This window comes from Streptococcus oralis subsp. dentisani (assembly GCF_002096335.1).
Taxonomy (GTDB): Bacteria; Bacillota; Bacilli; order Lactobacillales; family Streptococcaceae; genus Streptococcus; species Streptococcus oralis_Z.
Genome location: NZ_NCUW01000030.1, coordinates 261,440 through 279,714 on the forward strand (window position 1 = coordinate 261,440; position 18,275 = coordinate 279,714).

17 protein-coding genes, 1 tRNA gene and 1 riboswitch are annotated in these 18,275 nt (G+C 41.0%); of the genes, 16 read left to right on the forward strand and 2 right to left on the reverse strand.

What is annotated here, in order from left to right:
- Nucleotides 1-2 precede the first annotated feature (2 nt).
- Nucleotides 3-99, forward strand: a riboswitch (PreQ1 riboswitch).
- The 4 genes from B7709_RS07740 (at nt 97) to dapA (ending at nt 3,209) form a co-directional block, all read left to right on the forward strand.
- The gene (locus tag B7709_RS07740) at nt 97-606 is read left to right on the forward strand and encodes a QueT transporter family protein (RefSeq protein ID WP_084972327.1); all 510 of its coding nucleotides are present in this window, start codon (nt 97-99) and stop codon (nt 604-606) included. It overlaps the preceding riboswitch by 3 nt.
- A 105-nt stretch (nt 607-711) precedes the next feature.
- A tRNA-Thr gene (locus B7709_RS07745) sits at nt 712-784 on the forward strand.
- 357 nt (nt 785-1,141) lie between these two features.
- A complete protein-coding gene (locus B7709_RS07750) occupies nt 1,142-2,218 on the forward strand; it encodes an aspartate-semialdehyde dehydrogenase (protein ID WP_084972328.1) in 1,077 nt (358 codons plus the stop codon).
- 55 nt (nt 2,219-2,273) lie between these two features.
- Nucleotides 2,274-3,209, forward strand: coding sequence for a 4-hydroxy-tetrahydrodipicolinate synthase (gene dapA, locus B7709_RS07755; RefSeq protein ID WP_084972329.1), 936 nt, complete (start codon nt 2,274-2,276; stop codon nt 3,207-3,209).
- 37 nt (nt 3,210-3,246) lie between these two features.
- Here the strand turns inward: dapA and mnmE are convergent, their stop codons facing one another.
- Both mnmE and B7709_RS07765 read right to left on the reverse strand, forming a co-directional pair.
- Nucleotides 3,247-4,620: a tRNA uridine-5-carboxymethylaminomethyl(34) synthesis GTPase MnmE gene (gene mnmE, locus B7709_RS07760; RefSeq protein ID WP_084972330.1), complete on the reverse strand. Its 1,374-nt coding sequence runs from the start codon at nt 4,618-4,620 to the stop codon at nt 3,247-3,249.
- A 135-nt stretch (nt 4,621-4,755) separates the two neighbouring features.
- On the reverse strand, nt 4,756-4,938 hold the full coding sequence (locus B7709_RS07765; RefSeq protein WP_049509325.1) for a 4-oxalocrotonate tautomerase: 183 nt from the start codon (nt 4,936-4,938) through the stop codon (nt 4,756-4,758).
- A 122-nt stretch (nt 4,939-5,060) separates the two neighbouring features.
- Between B7709_RS07765 and B7709_RS07770 the strand changes: the two genes are divergently transcribed.
- The 12 genes from B7709_RS07770 to esaA all read left to right on the forward strand — a co-directional run bounded on the left by B7709_RS07770 (nt 5,061) and on the right by esaA (nt 18,263).
- On the forward strand, nt 5,061-5,651 hold the full coding sequence (locus tag B7709_RS07770) for a thymidine kinase (protein ID WP_084972331.1): 591 nt from the start codon (nt 5,061-5,063) through the stop codon (nt 5,649-5,651).
- The gene (gene prfA, locus B7709_RS07775; protein ID WP_001028815.1) at nt 5,648-6,727 is read left to right on the forward strand and encodes a peptide chain release factor 1; all 1,080 of its coding nucleotides are present in this window, start codon (nt 5,648-5,650) and stop codon (nt 6,725-6,727) included. Before B7709_RS07770 ends, prfA begins: the two co-directional genes overlap by 4 nt.
- Entirely contained in the window at nt 6,727-7,563 is an 837-nt protein-coding gene (prmC, locus tag B7709_RS07780; RefSeq protein WP_084972332.1) for a peptide chain release factor N(5)-glutamine methyltransferase, read from the forward strand. The genes prfA and prmC overlap by 1 nt, the downstream gene beginning before the upstream one ends.
- Entirely contained in the window at nt 7,547-8,149 is a 603-nt protein-coding gene (locus tag B7709_RS07785; protein ID WP_084972333.1) for an L-threonylcarbamoyladenylate synthase, read from the forward strand. Before prmC ends, B7709_RS07785 begins: the two co-directional genes overlap by 17 nt.
- A gap of 1 nt (nt 8,150) precedes the next feature.
- Nucleotides 8,151-8,582, forward strand: coding sequence for a GNAT family N-acetyltransferase (locus B7709_RS07790; protein WP_084972334.1), 432 nt, complete (start codon nt 8,151-8,153; stop codon nt 8,580-8,582).
- Between the two features lie 58 nt (nt 8,583-8,640).
- Nucleotides 8,641-9,897: a serine hydroxymethyltransferase gene (glyA, locus tag B7709_RS07795; RefSeq protein WP_084972335.1), complete on the forward strand. Its 1,257-nt coding sequence runs from the start codon at nt 8,641-8,643 to the stop codon at nt 9,895-9,897.
- A 7-nt stretch (nt 9,898-9,904) separates the two neighbouring features.
- Entirely contained in the window at nt 9,905-10,879 is a 975-nt protein-coding gene (locus B7709_RS07800) for a nucleoid-associated protein (RefSeq protein WP_162279176.1), read from the forward strand.
- Nucleotides 10,879-11,481, forward strand: a complete 603-nt coding sequence (locus B7709_RS07805) for a lysozyme family protein (protein ID WP_084972337.1) — start codon at nt 10,879-10,881, stop codon at nt 11,479-11,481. Before B7709_RS07800 ends, B7709_RS07805 begins: the two co-directional genes overlap by 1 nt.
- 86 nt (nt 11,482-11,567) lie before the next feature.
- Nucleotides 11,568-12,542, forward strand: coding sequence for a DUF1002 domain-containing protein (locus B7709_RS07810; protein ID WP_084972338.1), 975 nt, complete (start codon nt 11,568-11,570; stop codon nt 12,540-12,542).
- Between the two features lie 73 nt (nt 12,543-12,615).
- Nucleotides 12,616-13,974 (forward strand): 23S rRNA (uracil(1939)-C(5))-methyltransferase RlmD, encoded by a 1,359-nt coding sequence (gene rlmD, locus B7709_RS07815; protein WP_084972339.1) that lies wholly within the window; start codon nt 12,616-12,618, stop codon nt 13,972-13,974.
- A 471-nt stretch (nt 13,975-14,445) separates the two neighbouring features.
- Nucleotides 14,446-14,739 carry a WXG100 family type VII secretion target gene (locus tag B7709_RS07820; protein WP_084972340.1) on the forward strand — a complete coding sequence of 98 codons (294 nt, stop codon included), beginning with the start codon at nt 14,446-14,448 and terminating at the stop codon, nt 14,737-14,739.
- A gap of 65 nt (nt 14,740-14,804) precedes the next feature.
- Nucleotides 14,805-18,263, forward strand: coding sequence for a type VII secretion protein EsaA (gene esaA / locus B7709_RS07825; RefSeq protein ID WP_084972341.1), 3,459 nt, complete (start codon nt 14,805-14,807; stop codon nt 18,261-18,263).
- The last annotated feature ends 12 nt before the right edge of the window (nt 18,264-18,275 follow it).

Consider the following 18,275-nt stretch of genomic DNA (forward strand, 5'->3'; position numbering starts at 1 on the left):
ATTGTGCTATACTGGTAAGGTTGATTCACTCAACCCTTGGTGCTTAGCTTCTTTCACCAAGCATATTTTACGCGGGAAACCGCCAAAGGAGAGAACATGAAAAATTTAACTGTTCGTGACATGGCAGATATTGCTATTGTTGCTGCTATCTATGTGGTTTTGACCATTACCCCACCACTAAATGCTATTAGCTACGGTGCTTACCAGTTCCGTATTTCTGAGATGATGAATTTTCTAGCCTTTTACAATCCTAAATATATCATCGGTGTGACGATTGGTTGTATGATTGCTAATTTCTTTAGCTTTGGTCTAATAGATGTCTTTGTCGGTGGAGGTTCTACCCTAGTTTTCCTAAGTCTAGGTGTATGGCTCTTTAACAAATACAAAAATGATTATTTGTTCAATGGTTTGATTCGTAAAGATCATTTCTTCTTTTCAATCCTCTTTTCAATTTCAATGATTACCATTGCAGCTGAACTTCATATCGTTGCAGAGGCCCCATTCTTCTTCACATGGTTCTCTACGGGGATTGGAGAGTTTGCATCACTTATCGTGGGTGCGATTTTGATCAATAAACTGGGACAGCAAATCGATCTAACAAAATAAGAAGTTTATAAGCTAGATTCTTAATAAATCTAGCTTTTTTTATTCCATAAAATTAAAAGAGAGCGCTTGACAAGAACATAGAACTATAGTATACTTTTTAGGTAAGCTGATTTAGCTCAGTTGGCAGAGCGCATCCATGGTAAGGATGAGGTCGCCGGTTCAATCCCGGCAATTAGCATGATAGAAACGAAATAACCTTGGGAAACCAAGGTTATTCTTGTACACTTGTATAAATGAAGTTAAAGAGTTTTGGCTGTTGACAAAAGTGACTCTATCTAGTAGAATAGTAGTTGCGATGAGTCGATAGGTAGTCTTCAGACTACTATTGAGCATAAGGAGGTCATAACGCAGGAGCGGACCTTGATGAGTTGTGTGAACCTGCTCATCACATGAAGATGCCTCTTAGTCCCTGGTCAATGACTAGGGATTTTTAGTTTTCAGAAAATATAGTCTAAAAATGCTTTTCAATTTCTGGAAAAAGTAGTATAATACATCTATTATAGAAATTTTTAGAAAATTCCGAAAGAGGTTATTTATGGGATATACAGTTGCTGTAGTCGGCGCGACAGGTGCTGTCGGAGCTCAGATGATAAAAATGTTGGAAGAATCAACACTTCCAATTGATAAAATCCGTTACCTTGCTTCTGCACGTTCAGCAGGCAAAACTTTGAAATTTAAAGACCAAGATATTACGATTGAAGAAACGACTGAGACCGCTTTTGAGGATGTTGATATTGCACTCTTCTCAGCAGGTGGTTCGACATCAGCTAAGTATGCACCATACGCAGTTCAAGCTGGATCGGTAGTAGTAGATAATACATCTTATTTCCGTCAAAATCCGGATGTTCCTTTGGTTGTACCAGAGGTCAATGCTCATGCACTTGATGCCCACAACGGGATTATTGCCTGCCCTAACTGTTCAACAATCCAAATGATGGTAGCGCTTGAACCTGTCCGTCAAAAATGGGGCTTGGACCGTATCATCGTTTCAACTTACCAAGCCGTTTCTGGTGCTGGTATGGGAGCGATTCTTGAAACACAACGTGAACTTCGTGAAGTCTTGAATGATGGTGTAAATCCACGTGATTTGCATGCGGAAATCTTGCCTTCAGGTGGTGACAAGAAACACTATCCTATCGCCTTTAACGCTCTTCCACAAATCGATGTCTTTACTGACAATGATTATACTTACGAAGAGATGAAGATGACTAAGGAAACTAAGAAAATCATGGAAGATGACAGCATTGCAGTATCTGCAACCTGTGTTCGTATTCCAGTCTTGTCAGCTCACTCTGAGTCTGTTTATATCGAAACAAAAGAAGTGGCTCCAATTGAAGAAGTAAAAGCAGCTATCGCAGCCTTCCCAGGTGCAGTTCTGGAGGATGACGTAGCTCATCAAATCTACCCTCAAGCCGTCAATGCAGTAGGTTCACGTGATACCTTTGTTGGTCGTATCCGTAAAGACCTAGATGCAGAAAAAGGAATCCACATGTGGGTTGTTTCAGACAACCTTCTCAAAGGTGCTGCTTGGAACTCTGTACAGATCGCAGAAACGCTTCATGAACGTGGATTGGTTCGTCCAACAGCTGAATTGAAATTTGAATTAAGATAGTCATATCGTTTAGGAGTTCAGATGAACTCCTTCTTTGAAATAGAGAGGTATTTTCATGTCTTATCAAGATTTAAAAGAGTGTAAAATCATCACGGCCTTTATTACCCCTTTCCATGAGGATGGTTCCATCAACTTTGATGCCATTCCAGCCCTTATAGAGCATTTGTTAGCCCACCATACGGATGGTATTTTGCTAGCTGGAACTACAGCTGAGAGTCCGACTTTGACTCACGATGAAGAGTTGGAGATTTTTACTGCTGTACAAAAAGTGGTCAATGGACGGGTTCCTTTGATTGCGGGTGTGGGTACCAATGATACGCGAGACTCTATCGAGTTTGTCAAAGAAGTAGCAGAATTTGGTGGTTTTGCTGCTGGGCTCGCTATCGTTCCATACTACAATAAACCATCACAAGAAGGTATGTACCAGCACTTTAAGGCTATTGCTGATGCCTCAGATTTGCCGATTATCATTTATAACATTCCAGGGCGTGTGGTTGTCGAATTGACTCCTGAGACCATGCTTCGCTTGGCTGATCATCCTAATATCATCGGTGTTAAAGAATGTACCAGTTTGGCAAATATGGCTTACTTGATTGAACACAAGCCAGAGGAGTTTTTGATTTATACTGGTGAAGATGGTGATGCCTTCCATGCTATGAACCTTGGTGCGGATGGGGTTATTTCTGTTGCCTCTCATACAAATGGAGATGAGATGCACGAGATGTTCACTGCCATTGCAGAAAGCGATATGAAGAAAGCAGCAGCTATTCAGCGTAAATTCATTCCTAAGGTCAATGCTCTCTTCTCTTATCCAAGTCCTGCACCAGTTAAGGCAGTTCTGAACTACATGGGATTTGCGGCTGGACCAACTCGTCTACCTCTAGTTCCAGCACCAGAGGAAGATGCCAAACGTATTATCAAAGTTGTAGTAGATGGCGACTACGAAGCGACAAAGGCAACTGTAACAGGTGTCCTAAGACCAGATTACTAACGAATAGAAAATCCATGATCTAAGGATCATGGATTTCTTATTTTCCTAAACAGAATTGACTAAAAAGTTGAGTGATGAGTTCATCTGGAGCAGCCTCACCTGTGATTTCTCCGAGAATTTCCCAAGTACGAGTCAAATCTACTTGAAGCAAATCAACTGGCATCCCTAGTTCAAGACCTTCGTTTACAGCTTGTAGGCTTTCAACAGCCTTCTCAATCAAGGAAATATGACGGGCATTAGACAAGTAAGTAGCATCTTGTTCGACCAAACCAGCATTTTCAAAGAAGAGGTTGTTGATTCTCTCTTCAATCTTATCGATATTTTGGTTTTTAAGAACTGAAATACGGATAACATCTTCAGGAAGTTCCGAAGTTTCAATTGCTTCTGGTAGGTCAGTTTTATTAAGAAGAATAATAAGATTAGTATCCTGGCTAATTTCTAAGAGTTGACGATCTTGGGCGGTCAGTGGTTCGCTGGCATTTAGCACCAGTAGAACCAAGTCAGCTTCCTTGAGGGCTTTTTTGGAACGCTCAACACCGATTTGTTCGACGATGTCATCTGTGTCACGGATTCCAGCTGTGTCAATCAATTTAAGAGGAACACCGTTGATGTTGACGTATTCTTCGATGACATCTCGTGTAGTACCAGCGATGTCAGTCACAATTGCCTTGTCTTCACGCAAGAGGTTGTTGAGAAGGCTAGATTTTCCAACGTTGGGACGGCCGATGATGGCTGTGGATATTCCTTCGCGAAGGATTTTACCGCGACGGGCTGTTCTAAGGAGATTAGTTAGTAATTGTTCAAACTCCATTGTCTTCTCTCGGACAACTGCAGTAGTAGCTTCCTCAACATCGTCATACTCAGGATAGTCGATATTGACCTCAACTTGGGCAAGTGTATTGAGGATTTCTTGGCGAGTATTATTGATAAGATCAGAGAGGGAACCATCTAGTTGTTTGACCGCAATGTTCATGGCCTTGTCTGTCTTGGCACGGATGATATCCATCACCGCCTCAGCCTGCGTCAAATCCACACGTCCATTTAGGAAGGCGCGCTTGGTAAATTCTCCAGGTTCTGCCAACCGAGCTCCTTCACGGATAGCTAATTGGAGAATCTCGTTGGTCACCGCAATCCCACCATGAGTGTTGATCTCAATAATATCCTCACGAGTAAAGGTCTTTGGAGACTTCATAGCCCCAACCATAACCTCGTCCATGACCTTACCAGTTAGAGGATCAACGATGTGTCCGTAGTTAAGAGTGTGGCTGGCAACCTTGCTTAAGTCTTTACCTTTAAAAATCTTTTGCGCTATAGCAAAACTGTCAGTTCCGCTCAGGCGGACAATCCCAATGGCCCCTTCTCCAAGAGGAGTAGAAATCGCAGCGATGGTATCAAATTCACGTGTAATCATAATTTTTCCTTATTTATAGCTCATTTCTTGGCAATATTTCCAAGTTTCTTTTCAAATTGTAACAAATTTAAGCTATTTCTTCAATGGAGGCTACTTGGAGATTGAAAAAGCCTAAGCAATTCTGCTTAAGCTAGCTTATTTGGTGCGCATTTCTCCTTGAGGGAAATAAGTTCCTTCTGGCATGTCGTTGATAATGATATGGACAGCAGATTGAGGGGCTCCAGTATTACGAACAACAGCTTCCGTTACTTCCTTAGCAAGAGCTTTCTTTTGCTCGAGCGTGCGTCCTTCAAATAAATCGATGCGTACAAATGGCATAATGGTTTCCTCCACTGGTTCTTGATTTCTTCTATTTTACCACATTTTGCCGTTTAAAGCTTCAGAAAATTATGATATACTAGAATATAGCAAAAATTTAGAAATGGACGTGAAATAGAAGCATGGCACAGTTGTATTATCGTTATGGGACCATGAACTCTGGTAAGACGATTGAGATTTTAAAAGTGGCCTATAACTACGAGGAGCAAGGAAAAGGAGTTGTGATTATGACTTCTGCTCTGGATACGCGTGACGGTGTTGGCTATGTGTCGAGTCGGATTGGCATGAAACGCCCAGCCATTGCGATTGAGGAAACGACGGATATCTTTGGCTATATCCGTGATTTACCTGAGAACCCCTACTGTGTGCTGGTTGATGAGGCCCAGTTTCTCAAACGTCATCATGTTTACGATCTAGCTCGTATTGTTGATGAGTTAGACATCCCTGTAATGGCATTTGGTTTGAAAAATGACTTTCGCAATGAACTATTCGAAGGTTCCAAATACCTTTTGCTTTTAGCAGATAAGATTGACGAGATTAAGACCATTTGCCAGTATTGTAAGAAAAAGGCGACTATGGTACTCAGAACCCTAGATGGTAAGCCTACCTATGAGGGAGAACAAATTCAGATTGGTGGCAATGAAACCTATATCTCAGTTTGCCGTAAACATTATTTTGCGCCTGAAATCAATAAGGAGAATGAAGAAAAATGAACATCTATGATCAACTACAAGCTGTAGAAGACCGTTATGAAGAATTAGGAGAATTGCTCAGTGACCCTGATGTGGTATCTGATACCAAACGTTTCATGGAATTGTCCAAAGAAGAGGCTTCCACTCGCGATACGGTAACAGCCTACCGTGAGTACAAACAAGTCCTTCAAAACATCGTTGATGCCGAAGAGATGATTAAGGAGTCAGGCGGAGATGCGGACTTGGAAGAAATGGCCAAGCAAGAATTAAAAGATGCCAAGGCTGAAAAAGAAGAATACGAAGAAAAATTGAAAATCTTGCTCCTTCCAAAGGATCCAAACGATGACAAGAACATCATCCTTGAAATTCGTGGAGCGGCTGGTGGTGACGAAGCGGCACTTTTCGCCGGAGATTTGCTAACTATGTACCAAAAGTATGCGGAAGCCCAAGGCTGGCGCTTTGAAGTCATGGAAGCTTCTATGAATGGTGTCGGTGGTTTCAAGGAAGTGGTTGCTATGGTTTCTGGTCAATCTGTATATTCTAAGCTTAAGTACGAATCAGGTGCCCACCGTGTGCAACGTGTCCCTGTGACAGAAAGCCAAGGTCGTGTCCACACTTCAACTGCGACAGTTCTTGTTATGCCTGAAGTCGAAGAAGTAGAATACGATATTGATCCAAAAGACCTTCGTGTTGATATCTACCACGCATCTGGTGCTGGTGGTCAGAACGTCAATAAGGTTGCGACTGCCGTGCGTATCGTTCACTTGCCAACCAATATCAAGGTTGAGATGCAGGAAGAACGTACCCAGCAGAAAAACCGTGAGAAGGCCATGAAAATCATCCGTGCGCGTGTTGCTGACCACTTTGCACAAATTGCCCAGGATGAACAAGACGCTGAACGTAAGTCTACTATCGGTACTGGTGACCGTTCAGAACGTATTCGTACATATAACTTCCCACAAAACCGTGTCACAGACCACCGTATTGGCTTGACTCTCCAAAAACTAGATACCATCTTGTCTGGTAAATTGGATGAAGTTGTGGATGCCTTGGTGCTCTATGACCAAACACAAAAATTAGAAGAATTAAACAAATAATGAAATTAGCTCAATTATTCTCAGATTTTGAAGAAGAGTTGATAAGACAAGGAGAGGAAGCTGAAAGCCTCTCTTTTGTCTATCGTAGTCTGAAAAATCTTTCTTTTACAGATTTCGTTTTTGCCCTCCAGCAAGAGGTAACAGACGAAGAAATGCAATTTGTAGAAGAAATTTACCAGCAGCTAGCAGCTCATAAACCAGCACAGTATATCATTGGTCATGCAGATTTCTTTGGTATGCAGTTAACAGTTGATGAGCGAGTTTTGATTCCTCGTCCAGAGACAGAGGAGTTGGTGCAACTTATCCTAGCTGAAAATCCTAAGGAAAATCTCAAGATATTGGACATCGGTACGGGAAGTGGTGCCATAGCCCTTGCACTAGCAAAAAACAGACCAAATTGGTTAGTGACAGCAACAGATATTTCTCAAGAGGCACTTGATCTTGCATCAGAGAATGCCAAAAATCAAAATCTTAATATATTTTTTAAAAAATCGGATTGTTTTGCAGAAATTTCTGAAAAATATGATATAATTGTATCCAATCCACCCTATATCTCTCGTGAAGATGAGTCAGAGGTTGGTTTGAATGTTTTGCATTCAGAGCCTCATCTAGCTCTTTTTGCAGATGAGGATGGCCTAGCTATTTACCGCAGAATTGCGGAAGATGCAAAAGACTATCTCACATATGGTGGTAAGATTTACCTTGAAATTGGATACAAGCAAGGTCAGAGTGTTCCTGATCTTTTTAGGAAACATCTTCCTGAAAAAAGAGTACGAACACTCAAGGACCAGTTTGGTCAAGATAGGATGGTTGTAGTTGATGATGGACAGAATTAGACAAGAGTTGGAAAAGGGTGGGGCAGTTGTCTTACCTACCGAGACAGTTTATGGTCTCTTTGCCAAAGCTCTGGACGAAAAAGCAGTGGACCATGTTTATCAACTCAAACGTCGTCCCAGAGACAAGGCGCTTAACCTCAATGTTGCCTCTTTGGAAGACATCTTGCACTTTTCAAAGAATCAGCCAGCTTATCTACAAAAACTTGTAGAGATCTTTTTACCAGGTTCCTTGACCCTTATCCTAGAAGCCAATGACAGAGTTCCCTATTGGGTCAACTCTGGTCTTGCAACTGTTGGATTTCGGATGCCGAGTCACCCCATTACCCTTGATTTGATTCGAGAGACAGGTCCTTTGATTGGGCCGTCAGCCAATATCTCTGGTCAGGCGAGTGGAGTGACCTTTGCTCAAATTCTAGAGGATTTTGATCAAGAGGTTCTGGGTCTGGAGGACGACGCTTTTCTAACTGGACAGGATTCGACGATTTTGGATTTGTCTGGAGACAAGGTGAAAATCTTACGCCAAGGGGCAATTAAACGAGAAGATATTCTTGCTCGGTTGCCAGAGATTTCTTTTGAGGAGGAATGAGATGCTAAGAGATTTGCAAGAAACAGATGTGAATGCTATATGTGAGATTAACCAAGAGGCTTTGGGTTATTCTTTTAGTCCAGAGGACACAGCTAGTCAACTAGCTAAATTATCTCAGGATTCCCATCATTTCCTACTTGGCTACGAGGATACTGCCAGTCATATCTTGCTTGGCTATGTCCATGCTGAAGTTTATGAATCCCTCTATTCCAAAGCAGGTTTCAATATCTTAGCTTTAGCAGTTTCGCCTCAAGCACAAGGCCGAGGTATCGGTAAAAGCTTACTGCAAGGGTTGGATCAAGAAGCAAAAAGACGTGGTTATGAGTTTATCCGCTTAAATTCTGCCGATCATCGTCTGGGTGCTCATGCATTTTATGAAAAAGTTGGTTATACTTGTGATAAAATGCAGAAACGGTTTATTCGCATCTTTTAGTTTTTTTCTTATTGAAAAATAAACTAAAGGACCAGTCACACTATAAAGGAGAAGACCTATGATTTTTGACAAAGACGATTTTAAAGCATACGATGCTGATCTCTGGAATGCTATTGCCAAAGAAGAAGAACGCCAACAAAATAACATCGAGTTGATCGCTTCGGAAAACGTGGTTTCCAAGGCTGTTATGGCAGCTCAAGGGTCTATCTTGACAAACAAATATGCCGAGGGTTACCCAGGACGCCGTTATTATGGTGGAACTGATGTAGTAGACGTGGTAGAAACTCTCGCTATTGAACGTGCAAAAGAAATTTTCGGTGCTAAATTCGCCAATGTTCAACCTCACTCAGGAAGCCAAGCCAACTGTGCGGCCTACATGGCCTTGATTGAGCCTGGTGACACTGTAATGGGAATGGATTTGGCAGCAGGTGGACACTTGACTCACGGAGCTCCAGTTAGCTTCTCAGGTCAAACTTATAACTTTGTTTCCTATAGTGTGGACCCTGAAACGGAACTTTTGGACTTTGACGCTATCTTGAAACAAGCACAAGAAGTAAAACCAAAACTAATTGTAGCGGGTGCTTCAGCCTATTCTCAAATTATCGACTTCTCAAAATTCCGTGAAATCGCAGATGCTGTTGGGGCTAAGCTTATGGTAGATATGGCCCATATCGCTGGTTTGGTGGCAGCTGGACTTCACCCAAGCCCAGTGCCATACGCTCATATCACGACAACAACGACCCACAAAACTCTTCGTGGACCTCGTGGTGGTTTGATTTTGACAAATGATGAAGACCTAGCTAAGAAAATCAACTCAGCTATTTTCCCTGGTATTCAAGGTGGTCCTTTAGAGCATGTTGTGGCGGCTAAGGCTGTCTCATTCAAAGAAGTTTTGGATCCAGCCTTCAAGGAATATGCTGCTAATGTCATCAAAAACAGCAAGACTATGGTTGAAGTCTTCTTGCAAGACCCTGATTTCCGTATTATTTCTGGTGGTACTGAAAATCACCTCTTCCTAGTGGATGTGACTAAGGTTGTAGAAAACGGAAAAATTGCTCAAAACTTGCTGGATGAAGTCAATATTACCCTAAATAAAAACTCAATTCCATACGAAACCTTGTCACCATTCAAGACAAGTGGGATTCGTATCGGATCTGCAGCCATTACTGCACGTGGATTTGGTGAAGAAGAAAGCCGTAAAGTGGCTGAGCTCATCATTAAAACCCTTAAGAATGCAGAAAATGAAGCTGTCTTAGAAGAAGTGAAAAGCGAAGTCAAAGCATTGACAGATGCCTTCCCACTATACGAGGACTAATACTTTTATGGACATTTATATTAAGAAAGCCATTATCCATCAGTTCAGCCCAGATGATACTGAGTTGTTTCTAGCGGATAAGTTTCTCAATATTACTCCAAAAATCGAGGAATACTTGCGCAAAAAAATCGAACGTGTGTATTCAGATGAAGCTAAGACGGGGATTTTCGAGGAAGAAAATCCCTTCTTCAATCATATCACAGACGATTTGTTGGAGACTTCAGTAACACTGGCTAATCTCTGGAAAGAGGAATTTAGCATTTCCGAAAATCTCAGGACCAATGACTTGGTTTTTGTCCAGTTTTCTAAAGAAGGTGTAGAGCATTTCGCTTTCTTACGAATTGCCTTGCGGGAAACCTTGACCCACCTTGGTGGAGAAGTTGATAATCCAATCAAGCTAACTCAGAATAATCTGCCCGGTTTTGGAACGGGAGCTGACGAGGCCTTGGTGGTTAATCTACAGAGTCGCAAGTACCATCTGATCGAGAAACGAATCAAGTACAATGGGACTTTTTTGAACTATTTTTCAGAAAATCTCCTAGCTGTTGCCCCTAAGATTTCGCCAAAAAAATCCATCAAGGAACTGGAAAAAACGGCTCAGAGAATTGCAGAGTCCTTTAATACAGATGATTTTCAGTTTCAATCCAAGGTCAAATCAGCGATTTTCAACAATCTTGAAGAAAACAATGAGTTGTCTCCTGAGAAATTGGCTAACGACCTTTTTGATAACAATCTAACAGCTCGTTTGAGTTTTATCGACCAAGTCAAGGAAGCCGTACCAGAACCAGTCCAGTTTGATGAAATTGATGCCAGTCGTCAACTCAAGAAATTTGAAAATCAAAAACTTTCCTTGTCAAACGGAATCGAACTCATCGTTCCAAATAATGTTTACCAGGACGCGGAGTCTGTTGAGTTTATCCAAAATGACAATGGAACCTATTCTATCTTAATTAAAAATATCGAGGATATTCAAAGTAAATAATGTTTAAATTTATAAGAAGAATGCTAGTGCTAGCAGTCCTCCTTTTTGCTGGATATAAAGCCTATCATATTCGTCAGGATGTAAAGCAAGTCATGACCTACCAACCCATGGTGCGAGAAATCTTGAGTGAAAGAGATACTCCAGCCAATGAAGAGCTTGTGCTCGCCATGATTTATACCGAAACGAAGGGAAAAGAAGGCGATGTCATGCAGTCTAGCGAGTCTGCTAGCGGTACTACAAATACTATCAATGACAATGTGACGAGCATTCGTCAGGGAATTCAGACATTGACTGATAATCTCTACCTAGCTCAGGAAAAGGGCGTTGATGTCTGGACAGCTGTGCAAGCCTATAATTTTGGACCTGCTTATATCGATTTTATCGCTCAAAATGGCAAGGAAAACACTCTCGCCTTGGCCAAACAATATTCTCGTGAAACCGTCGCTCCAATCCTTGGCAATACTACAGGGAAGACCTACACCTATATCAACCCTATTTCTATCTTTCATGGAGCCGAACTCTATGAAAATGGTGGAAATTATTACTACTCGAGACAGGTACGCTTTAATCTCTATATCATGAAATTCTTTAATTTCTTCTAAACATCTGGTTTTACCAGGTGTTTTTTGCTATAAGTTTTCTTTAAGATTGTTTTATTACCCTAGAAAGGTAAAGGAGGGAATATCCCATGAGAAAGAAACTCTTTCTAACAAGCGCTGCAGTATTGTGGGCCGCAACAGTTATGACGAGCGTCCACGCAGCAACCGATGTTCAAAAAGTAATCGATGAAACCTATGTACAACCTGAATATGTCCTAGGTTCTTCTCTATCCGAAGACCAGAAAAATCAAACTCTTAGCAGACTTGGCTATGATGCATCAAAAGACACCAAAGATATCAAAACTATGACCCCTGATATCTATTCGAAAATCATGAATGTGGCTAATGATGCTAGCCTACAGCTCTATTCGTCAGCTAAGATTCAAAAGCTAGGTGATAAGTCGCCTCTAGAAGTCAAGATTGAAACGCCTGAAAATATCACCAAGGTGACGCAGGATATGTACCGTAACGCGGCAGTGACGCTGGGAGTGGAGCATGCCAAAATTACAGTTGCAGCTCCTATTCCAGTTACAGGAGAGAGCGCCCTAGCAGGGATTTACTACTCGTTAGAGGCCAATGGTGCTAAAGTACCACAAGCCAATAAAGACTTGGCTCAAGAAGAGTTAAAAGCCTTGTCCGATATCAATGCTGAAAACAAGGACAAGTCAGGTTATGATGCCAATAAACTCAATGTCGCTTTGGCAGATATCAAGGCAGGAATCGCAAAGGCAAAAGAAGCCAAAGGAAATCTGACAGAAGAAGATGTTCGCAAAATCGTTGAAGACACGCTAAAAAACTACAAACTCGATCAGGTTATAACAGGAAATCAGGTCAATATCATCATCAATTTTGCCCTTAACCTCTCAAAGAGTGACATCTTGAATAATGCTGATTTCACTAAAACCCTAAACGACCTCAAGGAAAGCATTGTTTCCCAAGCTGGAGATAGCTTTAAAAATATCAACCTCAACTTTGATGCCAATAAAGCGCTAGAAGACGGGGGCAACTTCTTTAGCTCCCTTTGGCAAGCCATTGTCAACTTCTTCAAGAGTTTTGGTGCTTAGGTCATTTCATGATATAATAGATGGTAGCAGAAATGTTGCCGTCTTTTTTTGTTGGCCAATAGAAAGTGAAAATATGTTAAAGAAAAATGATATTGTAGAAGTTGAAATTGTTGATTTGACCCATGAAAGTGCTGGGGTTGCTAAGGTAGATGGTTTGGTTTTCTTTGTAGAAAATGCTCTACCAACTGAGAAAATCCTCATGCGAGTCCTTAAAGTCAATAAAAAAATTGGCTACGGGAAAGTTGAAGAATACCTTACTTACTCTTCACATCGTAACCAAGACCTTGACCTAGCTTATCTACGCTCAGGTATCGCTGATTTGGGGCATCTTGCATATCCAGAGCAGCTCAAGTTTAAAACCAAGCAAGTCAAAGACAGTCTTTACAAGATTGCTGGTATTACAGATGTAGAGGTTGCTGAAACGCTTGGTATGGAAGATCCTGTCAAGTATCGAAATAAGGCACAGGTGCCCGTTCGTCGAGTGAATGGTGTCTTGGAAACTGGCTTTTTCCGTAAAAATTCACATGACCTCATGCCTCTTGAAGATTTCTTTATCCAGGATCCTGTTATTGACCAAGTGATTGTGGCTTTACGAGATTTGCTTCGTCGTTTTGATTTAAGACCTTATGACGAAAAGGAACAGTCTGGCTTGATTCGGAACCTTGTGGTGCGTCGTGGTCACTATTCAGGACAAATCATGGTTATCTTAGTGACTACACGTCCTAAAATTTTCCGTGGGGAGCAGTTGATTGAACAACTTATCAAGCAGTTCCCAGAGATTGTGTCTGTCATGCAAAATATCAACGACCAGAATACCAATGCGATTTTTGGTAAGGAGTGGAAGAGTCTTTATGGTCAAGACTATATTACCGATCAGATGTTGGGGAACGACTTCCAAATCGCTGGTCCAGCCTTTTACCAAGTCAATACTAAAATGGCGGAGAAACTCTATCAAACAGCCATTGACTTTGCAGAGTTAAGAGAAGATGATGTGGTGATTGACGCTTACTCAGGAATTGGAACGATAGGACTCTCCGTTGCGAAACATGTCAAGGAAGTCTACGGTGTTGAAGTGATTCCAGAAGCAGTTGAGAATAGCCAGAAGAATGCTGCATTAAACAATATCACAAATGCCCACTATGTCTGTGACACAGCTGAAAATGCTATAAAAAATTGGCTCAAGGAAGGTATTCAACCAACCGTTATCTTGGTCGACCCACCACGCAAGGGTTTGACCGAAAGCTTTATCAAAGCAAGCGCTCAAACAGGAGCAGACCGCATCGCATATATCTCCTGCAATGTCGCAACCATGGCGCGTGATATCAAACTTTACCAAGAATTGGGTTATGAACTGCAGAAAGTACAACCAGTGGATCTTTTTCCTCAAACGCATCATATCGAGGTTGTAGGACTGCTGGAGAGGAAAGGATAAATCCCACCGTTTCAGGGTTTACAAAAGGCTTGATATTCAGCTTTTTTGAATTTTTGAGTGAAGTATAAATCTAACAGTCTGAAGTGATGTGGTAGGATTGATAGTGGTAAAGTATGAAATTTATTCCCACATACGCAGAGGGGGTGCAAAATGTTCCAGCAGGTAGGGTGTCTGTGGGAATTGTTTTGCCCCCCCTTTTTTTGATTTTCTGATATCACCAAGATGGTCGATGGAAGTAGGAGTTCAGTAATTGATACAATAGTCTACAATGAAATGCATTATAACCTAGTATTTTTATATTGAAAGATGTGACATGCTTGATTGCACACATCAAATAGTGGGAAGTATTCAATCGATTTATAAAGTTGAATCAAAATTCTAAAAAACACTTGCAATCTGACGAGTTTGTGATACAATATTGACTATAAGGTTATCGGGAAGATGACCAAGTCAAAAAAGGAGAATAATGATATGCCAGCAATTTCGTTGACCCCAGAACAGTTAAAGTCTGAAGCACAAACTTATACCAATGCTTCTGAACAATTGAAAGATGCCATTAACAAAGTTTCAGGCGCAAATGGTCGTCTTCAAGGACAATGGCAAGGTGCGGCTTTCCAATCTTACTTGGAACAATTCCAACAATTATCAGTAAGCGTAACTCAAATGGAACAACTTCTTGAAAGTATCCATGCACAATTGAATCAATACGCAGATACTGTTGCTGAGCGTGACCGTCAGGACGCAGCTTCATTTGGCTTGAATTAATCATCGGTGAACGGCGCTTCGAAAGGGGCGTCGTTTTTTGCTAGTTATAAGTGGAAAAGGTAATAATGAATAGTCCTCATAAAGAAAAACGATACTTAAAAATTTTAACTGCAGTAGCATGCGTATCCCTGTTATCAGGTTCTCTTGTTTATTTCGCATTAAAGGATCAGAGCCTTCACTATTCAAGTGAGATCAAGCAAACTGCTAAGGTTCAATATGCGCTTGTGAATGAAGATAAAGGTGCAAGGTTTGAAAATACTGATTATAATTTAGGCTCTGATTTTGTCACTTTAATTAATCAGGATACAGAGAATAACTGGGAGACAACCAATCGTAGCGTGGCTGAAGCAGGATTGAAGTCTGGTCAGTTTGATGCAGTTATTACTCTTCCGTCAGACTTTTCTGAGAAATTGTTGAGCTTAGAGAGTGTTTCTCCAGAAAAAGCCACTGTTTCTTACCAGATTCGCGAAGGGCAAAACGAACAAGCTAATCAGGCTGTCCACAGTCAAGTTAATACAGTCTTACAAGGATTTAATCAACGGGTGGTTCGGATGTATTTTTCGAGCATCATTCGGAATCTTTCAGATGCACAGACGAATGTGAATCAGATGGCAGCTACAGAGTTGTCTCAAAATACGTTCATCATTTCAAATATTCAAGCTCCATTTTCGACCCTACCAGATTCATTTAGAAGTACTCAATCCATTGCAAATAGTCTGAAGACGGATAATGAACTCTTTAAGACCCAACAAGAAGCTTTTGTTAAATCAGTCGCAAGCAGCATGGAAGCGAATAACAACTCTTTAGATGCTTCTGGGAAAGCCCTTGAGTCTACAACAAACTCTGTGAATGAGTTTTCAAAAGAAGCTAATACTCGTCTTGAAAAGTCAACCGACCAATATAAGGAGCAATCTGAAAAAGATAAGGCTGCCTTGGAAAAACAATGGACAGATGATCAGAAGCATTATTCTGACTTGTATAATGCCCTTTACACTGTCGGGAATGCTAAATTAAAAGAATTGCAGTCTTCCGATACGGCAACCGGTTCCTTTATGGCAGATTTCAAAGCTAAGGCGGGGGAGTATAAAACTGCACAAAGTAAGGTCAAGGGGAACTTAGAGGCACAAATCACTTCTTTAGAAAAAGAAGTAGCGGAGCTTAGAGCACTCAGGGAGACCATTGCAGAGACTTATTATGGCTCTAAGGATTTAAGTGTTCAGACAGCTACTGATAAAGATATTCGCTCGGCTATTTTGAACTTAATGACGAAGCCAGAAAACCGAAGCAAACTTCCTAAGCAGTATATTGAGGCAATTGCTAGTCGCTTACCGATGATTTCATCTGGAGATTTGAGTGCTCTCATTGCTAAATTAGAGCAAGATAAATTGATCTCATCAGATGAGGCTACAACTTATCGTAATGAACTGAAAATTGTGTCTAACTACAGTAGCGAGTTGGGTGGCTCTTTAGGACAAAATACAACCTTTAAGTATCTGTCCTCAGCGGCTACTGTTACTAGTCCGGCGACCTATCCCATTCACCAAACTATAGAATTTGATCCGTCAACTGGTAGTCAGACAGTCCAATTGAACATCGATGATGCAAAGATGGGGAATCTTGAACTGGAAGGTGTGACGAAAGATTCAATTGAAGCCTCTATCCGTCAACAGTTAAAAGATACAGGCTATCATGTGACAGCTGCAGTATCAGGAAATACAATTCAAGTCACATTTGTCAATGAAAGAACGGCGTCAACTACTCCTGTTGCCTCTTCGGACTCAGGGGGATCAAGTACTTCAAATGAGGATGCAAGTGATGCAACAACATCTACAAATTCCACTTCTACAAGTGAAAGTACGGCAGCAACGCCAACTACTTCACCAGAAATCAGTCAACCAAGCTATGCAACACTTCCTAAAAAGGTGAGTGTCACGATTAGTGGACAGATAAAGTGGAATTTATCTGATGATGTGAAAAAGAATTCCTATAACCAAGTAGGTTATAGTTGGACAGATGGAAGTTCAGTTCAAGCTAGTGCTCAGTTATCTGTCTTTAATGGTAAGTATGACACTTTGGCTGAGGATTTACCTACGATTCTGAAAAACTTCCAAAACCTAGACCTTGCTGCCCAACAAATCGTTACTCTATTTGCATCACCAGGGGCAAGTTTAGATATCAATCAATTTGCAGGCACGCTATCAAGTGGTACTCTCGTACAAAAGGCTAGTCCAGATTCTGTATATAGTCTCTACAATAATCTAACTGACGACGAACGAGCTTCAGAAATATCGGATGTTTTAGTTACGAAGTATCGGCTTGCAGGAGATAATTTATACAAACAGGTAGATCAGCAATTAAAGGGTGTGACAGATATTCTAGGTGAAAAAGAGAATCCTAAAGAAGGCACCCTTCGTCAAGTGTATCAGTCTCTCCCAGACTCAGATTTGCTTGTTAAGCAAGCTTCTGCCTTAAATACCTGGTATGGGGAGATGCAGAAGGTCTTAGATGAGGCTCATAATCAGTGGAAAGATTCTGAGAAACTTGCTTATGAATCAGTTGTCAATGATCAAAATCCACAACCAGAGAAGATGAATACCTCTAAGCTGGAAGAAGAAGTGAAGTCACTTTTGTCTCAATACGATAGCTTACGAGATAGTTCTAAAAAAACTGCACAAGCTACAGCTGATGGAGCTGCTCAGGTACGAGATATCTCACCACAAATCCAACAGTTAAACGAGACAACAGAATCGATTCAAAAGTCCGCAGATGGTGTCCTTTCCAGTTTGAATCAGAGTGTGAAGGAAACAAGTGGTACAGTTGAGAAAAATACCTCTTATGCAGAACAGTTTGGAAAGGTGCTTGCCAATGCGAAAAGTGGAGGTGCTGATAACAAGCAAGTGTTCAATTTCTTATCCGATCCAATTACTACAAAAGTCACAGAAGGTAAGACACAGGCAGCTAGTCACATTTCCATCATCCCCTATTATATGACCTTGTTGTTATCGGTTATTTCTTTTGTGATAGCTATGACGATCGGACGCTTTGTTAAAGATAGACAGGAAAGGGAAGAAACTGATCTTTTGACAACGAAAAAGTGGGACTTGAAACTTCAAAGTTTCTTACCGACAATCATAACAGCTACTGTTGGTTCGATTTTGTTTTCAGGAGTTACAATAGGAGTAGCAACAGCAGCTAATGGATTCTTATGGTTCATTTATTGCTTTATGTTAATGGCAAGCTTGATTTTAGTGCTATCTTACGGCTTGAAGAAAGCTCCGTATCCGACTTATATTGTATCGTCATCCCTCTTAGGTTTTTATCTCCTACTAACTCCTATTTTGGGAGTGGCAACACAATCAGGAAGTTTCCTTAATTTCTTATATCGACTTTCTCCGTTACAAAATATTGAAAACGGCTTTAGTTATCTCTTGGTCGGTGGTAGCTTAGGCATTGTAACGATTCTTCTACTTTTATTATTTGTAGGGATCGGAGTTGGTCTCAATCTCTTTACAAGAAAGAAATAATCAAGGTAAGGA

Excerpts from the sequence above, each read along its gene's own strand:
- B7709_RS07740 (WP_084972327.1), top strand. The coding sequence starts at position 97 with ATGAAAAATTTAACTGTTCGTGACATGGCAGATATTGCTATTGTTGCT.
- B7709_RS07750 (WP_084972328.1), top strand. The coding sequence starts at position 1,142 with ATGGGATATACAGTTGCTGTAGTCGGCGCGACAGGTGCTGTCGGAGCT.
- dapA (WP_084972329.1), top strand. The coding sequence starts at position 2,274 with ATGTCTTATCAAGATTTAAAAGAGTGTAAAATCATCACGGCCTTTATT.
- mnmE (WP_084972330.1), bottom strand. The coding sequence starts at position 4,620 with ATGATTACACGTGAATTTGATACCATCGCTGCGATTTCTACTCCTCTT.
- B7709_RS07765 (WP_049509325.1), bottom strand. The coding sequence starts at position 4,938 with ATGCCATTTGTACGCATCGATTTATTTGAAGGACGCACGCTCGAGCAA.
- B7709_RS07770 (WP_084972331.1), top strand. The coding sequence starts at position 5,061 with ATGGCACAGTTGTATTATCGTTATGGGACCATGAACTCTGGTAAGACG.
- prfA (WP_001028815.1), top strand. The coding sequence starts at position 5,648 with ATGAACATCTATGATCAACTACAAGCTGTAGAAGACCGTTATGAAGAA.
- prmC (WP_084972332.1), top strand. The coding sequence starts at position 6,727 with ATGAAATTAGCTCAATTATTCTCAGATTTTGAAGAAGAGTTGATAAGA.
- B7709_RS07785 (WP_084972333.1), top strand. The coding sequence starts at position 7,547 with ATGATGGACAGAATTAGACAAGAGTTGGAAAAGGGTGGGGCAGTTGTC.
- B7709_RS07790 (WP_084972334.1), top strand. The coding sequence starts at position 8,151 with ATGCTAAGAGATTTGCAAGAAACAGATGTGAATGCTATATGTGAGATT.
- glyA (WP_084972335.1), top strand. The coding sequence starts at position 8,641 with ATGATTTTTGACAAAGACGATTTTAAAGCATACGATGCTGATCTCTGG.
- B7709_RS07800 (WP_162279176.1), top strand. The coding sequence starts at position 9,905 with ATGGACATTTATATTAAGAAAGCCATTATCCATCAGTTCAGCCCAGAT.
- B7709_RS07805 (WP_084972337.1), top strand. The coding sequence starts at position 10,879 with ATGTTTAAATTTATAAGAAGAATGCTAGTGCTAGCAGTCCTCCTTTTT.
- B7709_RS07810 (WP_084972338.1), top strand. The coding sequence starts at position 11,568 with ATGAGAAAGAAACTCTTTCTAACAAGCGCTGCAGTATTGTGGGCCGCA.
- rlmD (WP_084972339.1), top strand. The coding sequence starts at position 12,616 with ATGTTAAAGAAAAATGATATTGTAGAAGTTGAAATTGTTGATTTGACC.
- B7709_RS07820 (WP_084972340.1), top strand. The coding sequence starts at position 14,446 with ATGCCAGCAATTTCGTTGACCCCAGAACAGTTAAAGTCTGAAGCACAA.
- esaA (WP_084972341.1), top strand. The coding sequence starts at position 14,805 with ATGAATAGTCCTCATAAAGAAAAACGATACTTAAAAATTTTAACTGCA.